We start from the raw sequence: 6,239 nt of genomic DNA on the forward strand, positions 1-6,239 counted from the left end.
AGGTTCGGCATGAACCGGCGCTTGGTCTTGATGTTCGAGTGGCTCACGTTGTGGCCGACCATCGGACCGACACCCGTGATTTCGCAGCGGCGCGACATAGCGAGATAACCTTCGCAGGAATACGGTGAGCGACGGACCGGGGTCCGCGCGAAGAGCGGGCGATGTAGAGGAAGGCCTCGCCCGCGTCAAGGTTGGCGGGGCGGAAAGCCGATCGGCCGCACGGGAATCTATAAGAGGCGCGATCCCCGCGTGAAACCCGCGCCTGGTCTTGCCCGTCGCTCGACGATGCTTCGTTGTGGGCCGAAGCGAGTCGGATACAATATATCGTAGGGAACGAAAGCTGAATCGCTGCGAGTCAGTGATTCGGTCGCGATTCGTTTCGCGCCCGTTCTCTGCTTCAGCTTCCAGCGTTAAGCTTCACCGTGAGAGGGTCTCATGACGACTCCGGCCGACAAGCGCGCGCGATTCCGGGAGCTGCACCGGAGCGGCTGTTTCGTGATCCCAAACCCGTGGGACGTGGGCAGCGCCAGGATGCTGCAGACCCTGGGCTTCCAGGCGCTGGCGTCGACCAGTTCGGGCATGGCGTGGTCCAGCGGTCGGCTGGACAACGAGGTCCCGCTGGAGGACGCCCTGGCGCACCTCGCAACCCTCTCCGCGGCGACCGACCTGCCCCTGAACGCCGACTTCGAGAACGGCTATGCCGACACTCCCGAGGAGGTCGCGGCGAACGTGCGCCGCGCGCTGAACACGGGCGTCGCCGGGCTTTCCATCGAGGACATGAGCCACGACCCGGGCAAGCCGCTCTACGACGAGGGGCTGGCGGTCGAGCGTGTGAAGGCGGCGCGGGCGGCGATCGACGCCGAGGGCTCGGGCGCCGTGCTCGTGGCGCGCGCCGAGGGCCTGCTGGTCGGGGCGATGGACGTGGGCGCGACCCTCGACCGGCTGGCCAGTCTGGCGGACGCCGGCGCCGACTGCCTCTACGCGCCGGGGCTGCGGACCCCGGAGCACATCGCGGCGGCCGTGCGGGCGGTGGCGCCGAAGCCGCTGAACGTCCTGATGTGGACCGGCGGCCCGACCGTCGCCGAACTCGCCGACCTCGGCGTGCGACGGATCAGCCTGGGCGGCGCGCTGGCGCGGGCCGCGTTCGGCGAGTTCATCCGCACGGCCCGCGAGATCGCCGAAGGCGGCCGCTTCGACCGGCTGTCGCAGGCCGCCACCGGAGCGGAGATGGCGGCGCTGCTGAAGCCCTAAAGCCGGACCCAGCCCCTGCCCTCGTGACCGAAGGCGAACAGGTCGGGGTGCAGGATCTCCGCGATCATCTCGGCCGACTCGACCAGCCGCGGCCCAGGCCGGTTGAAGTAGTGATGGCCGTCGATCACGTAGACCTGGCCCCGCCGCACGGCCGACAGGCGCGCCCACTCCGGCCGCGACGTGAGCAGCGGCAGGTCGGCCAGGCTCTGGTCGATCGTGAAGCCGCACGGCAGCAGCAGGATCACGTCGGGGTCGGCGGCGGCCAGGGCGGCCCGGTCGAGCCACGGCGAATGCTGGCCGGCCACGGCGAACAGGCTTTCGCCGCCGGCCGCCTCGATCAGCTCGGGCATCCAGTTGCCGCCGGCCATCAGCGGGTCGATCCATTCGATGGCGGCCACCCGTGGACGATAGGCGGCGCGGTCGGCGGTGGCGCGGATGGCGGCCAGGCGTCCCTGCAATCCCACGATGGCGCGTTCGGCCGCCCCCTCGGCGTCGAGCGCCGCGCCGACCTTGCGCACGTCGCCCCAGACGTCGCCCAGGTCGTTGGGCTCCAGGGAAACGAGGGTCGGCGCCATGCCCGTCCACTCGCAGAGCGCGTCCTGCAGATCGCCGGGCGTCACCGCGCAGATGGCGCATTGGGTCTGCGTCAGGATCACGTCGGGCTTCAGCGCGCGCAGGCGCTCGGCGTCGACGCGGTAGACCGAGACGCCCTGGGCGATGATCTCGTTCACGCGGCGGTCGATGTCGCGCGACGTGCCGTCGAGCCGCACCTTGGTCTCGCTGAGCGCGGGCAGGCGGCGGACGTCCACCGGGAAGTCGCACTGGTGCGAGCGCCCGACGAGATGATCCGCCATGCCCACCGCGGCGACGATCTCGGTGGCGCTGGGCAGGAGGGAGACGATGCGCGGCCCGGTCACGCCGTGCGTCCGAAGGATGGCAGCGGCAAGCTCGTGCGACGGACGACCGCGTCGATGGCCAGCAGGCCGGCCAGCCAGGCGGCGTTGAGGGCGCCCACCAGGCTGACGACGCCGGGCCGCACCTCGCACGCGCCCGTGACAGCCTGCTCGACGCCCAGGATCACGAGCTGGTTGGCGACGAAGGCCGCGACGAAGGCGAGGCCTGCGCGCAGCCAGACCGGCTTGCCGGCCGTCGCCTTCAGGATCGGGACGGCCCCGGCCAGCGCCGCGAGGGCGGCGAGGCCCAGGCCGAAGCCCCAGGCGATGGTGCGTGGGTCACGCGGGTAGTCGTGCAGCCCGAAACCGATGGCCTGCCCCGCCAGCCAGACCGCGGTGACAAGCAAGGCGGCGCGGCCCAGCGGCAGGGCGCCGGCGGCGATCACCGCCACGGCGACCAGCGGCTCCAGGCAGCCGGCCAGGAGACAGCCGCCCATCACGAGCGTGACGAGGCCGGCCGACCAAAGGGCGGCGCGCGGCGCGGAAAGCATTGAGACGGAAGACATGGTCGAAACCTCGCGGCGAACGTGACACGTCACCGCGAGAACATGGCCCGGCCGCCGGAAGCCCGGACAGCGGTCCATCCACATCGGCGCACCCCGTCCGACATGGTCGCGCGTGACCACGGCTCGTGGCAGGTCTCCTGGCTTGCGGGTCACCGCCTCGGACCGGCCTTCCCAGGACCTGACGGCCCCAGTGGCTCTGATGGTCTTCGGCTCGCCGCTTACAGTTGCGGGGGCAGCCGCGGCCTTGGACGCGAACGTCCGCACCGCATTCCCTGTTAGGCCCTCTCGGGCGCCACGCCGGATGATTGCCCCGGCATGGCGCGATGGGTCAAGGCGCTGCGTGCGGCCGGCTTGGGGCCGCTACTCGGCCGCCGCGACCGTGACGGCGCCCTGCGCGGGAACGGGGCGGTATTCGGCGGTGATCATGCGCGTGGCGTCGACGCGGGCCCCGGACCGGTCGATGATCTCGAGGTGCACATGGTCGGTCATGCCGCCCGGATACTTGCGCTGCAGCGAGTGGGCAGCGCCGATCGGCTTGCCGATGGCCACGGGCTGGCCGACTTCGACGGTCGGGTTCACGTAGAACACACGGGCCACGTAGTTCAGCGCCGGGTTGGTGATCTCGACGAACTTCAGCGTCTGGTCGCCGGGGTAGGCGTAGCCGATCTTGGTGACATAGCCCGAGATCGGAGCCTCCACCTCCTGGCCGGCGCGGGCGCGATAGTCCACGCCCTCGTGGCGGCGGCTGCCGCCGTCGCGGCGGGCGCCGAACTCGCCCTCCCCATAGGCGTCGTTCGTCCGCGGCTCCTGCCCGGTCGGATTCGTGAAGTCGGCGCGCCCGTCGCCGTCGACGTCGGCGCCGTCCCAGACGAGCCGCATCGAGACAGGCGGCGGGGCCGTGGGAGCCACCTTGTCCACCGCGCGTTCCATGGCGGTGACGAGGCTTGCGCGATGCTCGGGCTGGCTGAACGGCGCCGCCGCGGCGGCCGTCGCCGTCACAAGCACAGCTATCGTCGCATAAAGCCCAGGTTGTTTCTCGACAAGCGTAAGCAGACGCGCAGGAACGCCAAACTTCATTCAGAACCCTTCACTCAACAAATGCACGCCAGGCCGGACGAGAACCGGTCTTCATGGCGGATTGACTGGAACGCCGCGCAAGTCGCGACTTTGCGATGGGTCCTGATCTCGGACCGGGGCGAAAAATAGGCGAAGGCGTCAACTTTAACCATGCGACCCGTCGTCGCCCAGGCGAACGCCGGTTTGCGGATGGGTTGAAACCGTCCTCGCTGCAAGCTAATAAATGACTGGTCAGTTATTTGAGGCCCAAGATGGATACCGGCGCACCCAAGTTTCGTCGCCGCAAGGCCGACCGCCCCGCCGAGATCGTGCAGGCGGCGCTGAAGGTGTTCGCCGAGAAGGGGTTCGCGGCAGCCAAGCTGGACGACATCGCCCGCGAGGCCGGGGTCTCGAAGGGGGCGATCTACCTCTATTTCGAGACCAAGGAAGACATCTTCCGCGCCGTCGTGGGCCAAGCGATCGCGCCCAACATCGGGATGGTGAAGGCGATGGCCGCGGCCCACCCCGGGCCCCTCGCCGACCTGCTGCGCAGCGTGACGAGCCACGTCGCCGGCGTGGTGTCGCAGACGCCGCTCGGCGGCGTGCTGAAGATGGTGGTGGGCGAGGCCCGGAACTTCCCCGAGATCGCCCGGGTCTGGCACGACGAACTGGTCAGCCAGGCGCTGGGCGCGATGACGGCGGCCATCTCGGCCGCCCAGGCGCGAGGCGAGGTGAAGCCCGGCGACCCGCGTGTCTACGCCCTGCAACTCATCTCGCCGATGCTGGTCGCGGTGCTCTGGAAGGAGACCTTCGTGCCCATCGGCGCGGAGCCCTTCGACCTGGCCGCGGTCATGCGCCAGCACGTCGACACCCTGCTCTGCGGAATGCTGACGGAAGGAGCCCGCACATGAGGCGCCCGCCCCTGCTCGTGATCGGCTTGGTCGCCGCGGCGGCCGTCGTCGTGGGCCTGATCGTCTGGATCCCTCGCATGGGCCAGCCCAGGACCCTCTCGGGCTATATCGAGGGCGAGCCGCTCTATCTCGCCGCGCCGGTGGCCGGCGCGGTGCGCAGCGTCGCGGCGGTCCGGGGCCAGGACGTTGCGGCCGGCCAGGCGCTGTTCGTGGTGGACCCGGCTCAGGTGCAGGCCCAGGCGGAGCAGGCCGCCGCCGAACAGCGCGCCGCCGAGGCCCAGGCCATCGACGCCCGCAAGGGGCAGCGGCCGACGGAACTGGCGGTCTACGAGGCCAACATCGCCGCCGCCGAGGCGCGCGCCCGCGACGCGCACGCCACGTTGCGCCGCGTCCAGCCCCTGGTCCGCCAGGGCTGGTACGCCCCGGCCCGCCTGGACGACGCCAGGTCGGCCGCCGACGCCGCCGACGCCCAGGTGCGCGCCGCCCGCAGGCAGCGCGACGCGGCGACACTGGGAGCGCGCGAAGACCAGGTGCGGGCCGCCGACGCCCGCGTGGCGCAAGCTCAGGCCGCGACCGCCGGCGCGACCGCCCGGCTCGCCGAGGTTTCGCCCCGCGCGCCGGCCAAGGCGCGGGTCGAGGACATCTTCTTCCATGCCGGCGAATGGGCGCCCGCGAACCAGCCGATCCTCAGCCTGCTGCCCGACGAACGGATCAAGGTCCGCTTCTTCGTGCCGGAGAAGGAGCTCGCCGCCTACCGCATCGGCCGCACCGTGCGCTTTGCCTGCGACGGCTGCGCCAGGGGCCTGTCCGCCCGCATCGAGTACGTCAGCCCTCGCCCCGAATTCACCCCGCCGGTGATCTACAGCCGCGAGGCGCGCGACCGGCTGGTCTACCTGGTCGAGGCCCGCCCGAGCCTGCGCCTCAACCCCGGCCAGCCGGTGGACGTGGAGCCGCTGTCGTGACCCTGGCCATCGACGTGCGCGGCCTGAACAAGTCCTTCGGCGCCAAGCACGTGGTCAACGACGTGACAATCCAGGTCGAGGCGGGGCGCATCTGCGGCTTCCTGGGGCCGAACGGCTCGGGCAAGACCACCACGCTACGGATGTTGTGCGGGCTGCTGACGCCGGACTCCGGGGCGGGCGAAGCGCTCGGCTACGACATCATCGGCCAGGCCGACGAGGTGAAGCGCCGCACGGGCTACATGACCCAGAGGTTCTCGCTCTACGAGGACCTGACCATCGCCGAGAACCTGGAATTCACGGCGCGGGTCTACGGCCTGGACCGTCGGCGCGAGCGGGTGGACCGGGCGCTGGAGCGCCTGGGCCTGACCAGCCGCCGGGGCCAGCTCGCGGGCACTCTGTCGGGCGGCTGGAAGCAGCGCCTGGCGCTGGCGACCGCGACCCTGCATGAGCCCCGGCTGCTGCTGCTGGACGAGCCGACGGCCGGCGTGGACCCGAAGGCGCGGCGGACCTTCTGGGACGAAATCCACGCGCTGGCGGCGGACGGCCTCACCGTCCTGGTCTCGACCCACTACATGGACGAGGCCGAGCGGTGCCACGAGA

The 6,239-nt window shown here is 71.1% G+C and carries 8 protein-coding genes and 1 riboswitch; of the genes, 4 read left to right on the plus strand and 4 right to left on the minus strand.

All coding sequences use genetic code 11. The annotated features are described in order from the left end of the window. On the minus strand, positions 1 to 98 hold a 98-nt coding region (gene rpmB, locus Q0L11_RS11850; RefSeq protein WP_296597488.1), incomplete at its 3' end, for a 50S ribosomal protein L28. Between the two features lie 337 nt (positions 99 to 435). Here rpmB and Q0L11_RS11855 point away from each other — a divergent pair. Continuing rightward, positions 436 to 1,251 (plus strand): oxaloacetate decarboxylase, encoded by an 816-nt coding sequence (locus Q0L11_RS11855; RefSeq protein WP_296597481.1) that lies wholly within the window; start codon positions 436 to 438, stop codon positions 1,249 to 1,251. Here the strand turns inward: Q0L11_RS11855 and Q0L11_RS11860 are convergent. From Q0L11_RS11860 to Q0L11_RS11870, 3 genes are all read right to left on the minus strand, one after another. Continuing rightward, positions 1,248 to 2,168, minus strand: a complete 921-nt coding sequence (locus Q0L11_RS11860; RefSeq protein WP_296597482.1) for a cobalamin-binding protein — start codon at positions 2,166 to 2,168, stop codon at positions 1,248 to 1,250. The two genes, Q0L11_RS11855 and Q0L11_RS11860, sit on opposite strands and share 4 nt — an antisense overlap. Further along, positions 2,165 to 2,710: a hypothetical protein gene (locus Q0L11_RS11865; protein ID WP_296597483.1), complete on the minus strand. Its 546-nt coding sequence runs from the start codon at positions 2,708 to 2,710 to the stop codon at positions 2,165 to 2,167. Before Q0L11_RS11865 ends, Q0L11_RS11860 begins: the two co-directional genes overlap by 4 nt. A gap of 109 nt (positions 2,711 to 2,819) precedes the next feature. After that, positions 2,820 to 3,022, minus strand: a riboswitch (cobalamin riboswitch). Between the two features lie 48 nt (positions 3,023 to 3,070). Then, positions 3,071 to 3,709 carry a M23 family metallopeptidase gene (locus Q0L11_RS11870; protein ID WP_296597484.1) on the minus strand — a complete coding sequence of 213 codons (639 nt, stop codon included), beginning with the start codon at positions 3,707 to 3,709 and terminating at the stop codon, positions 3,071 to 3,073. A gap of 329 nt (positions 3,710 to 4,038) precedes the next feature. Between Q0L11_RS11870 and Q0L11_RS11875 the strand changes: the two genes are divergently transcribed. From Q0L11_RS11875 to Q0L11_RS11885, 3 genes are all read left to right on the plus strand, one after another. Next, positions 4,039 to 4,677 (plus strand): TetR/AcrR family transcriptional regulator, encoded by a 639-nt coding sequence (locus tag Q0L11_RS11875; RefSeq protein WP_296597485.1) that lies wholly within the window; start codon positions 4,039 to 4,041, stop codon positions 4,675 to 4,677. Then, on the plus strand, positions 4,674 to 5,639 hold the full coding sequence (locus Q0L11_RS11880) for an HlyD family efflux transporter periplasmic adaptor subunit (protein WP_296597486.1): 966 nt from the start codon (positions 4,674 to 4,676) through the stop codon (positions 5,637 to 5,639). Before Q0L11_RS11875 ends, Q0L11_RS11880 begins: the two co-directional genes overlap by 4 nt. Next, the coding region (locus Q0L11_RS11885; protein WP_296597487.1) for an ABC transporter ATP-binding protein at positions 5,636 to 6,239 on the plus strand (604 nt) is incomplete at its 3' end. The genes Q0L11_RS11880 and Q0L11_RS11885, both read left to right, overlap by 4 nt.

The sequence above is a fragment of the Phenylobacterium sp. genome, assembly GCF_024508875.1.
Classification (GTDB): Bacteria; Pseudomonadota; Alphaproteobacteria; order Caulobacterales; family Caulobacteraceae; genus Phenylobacterium.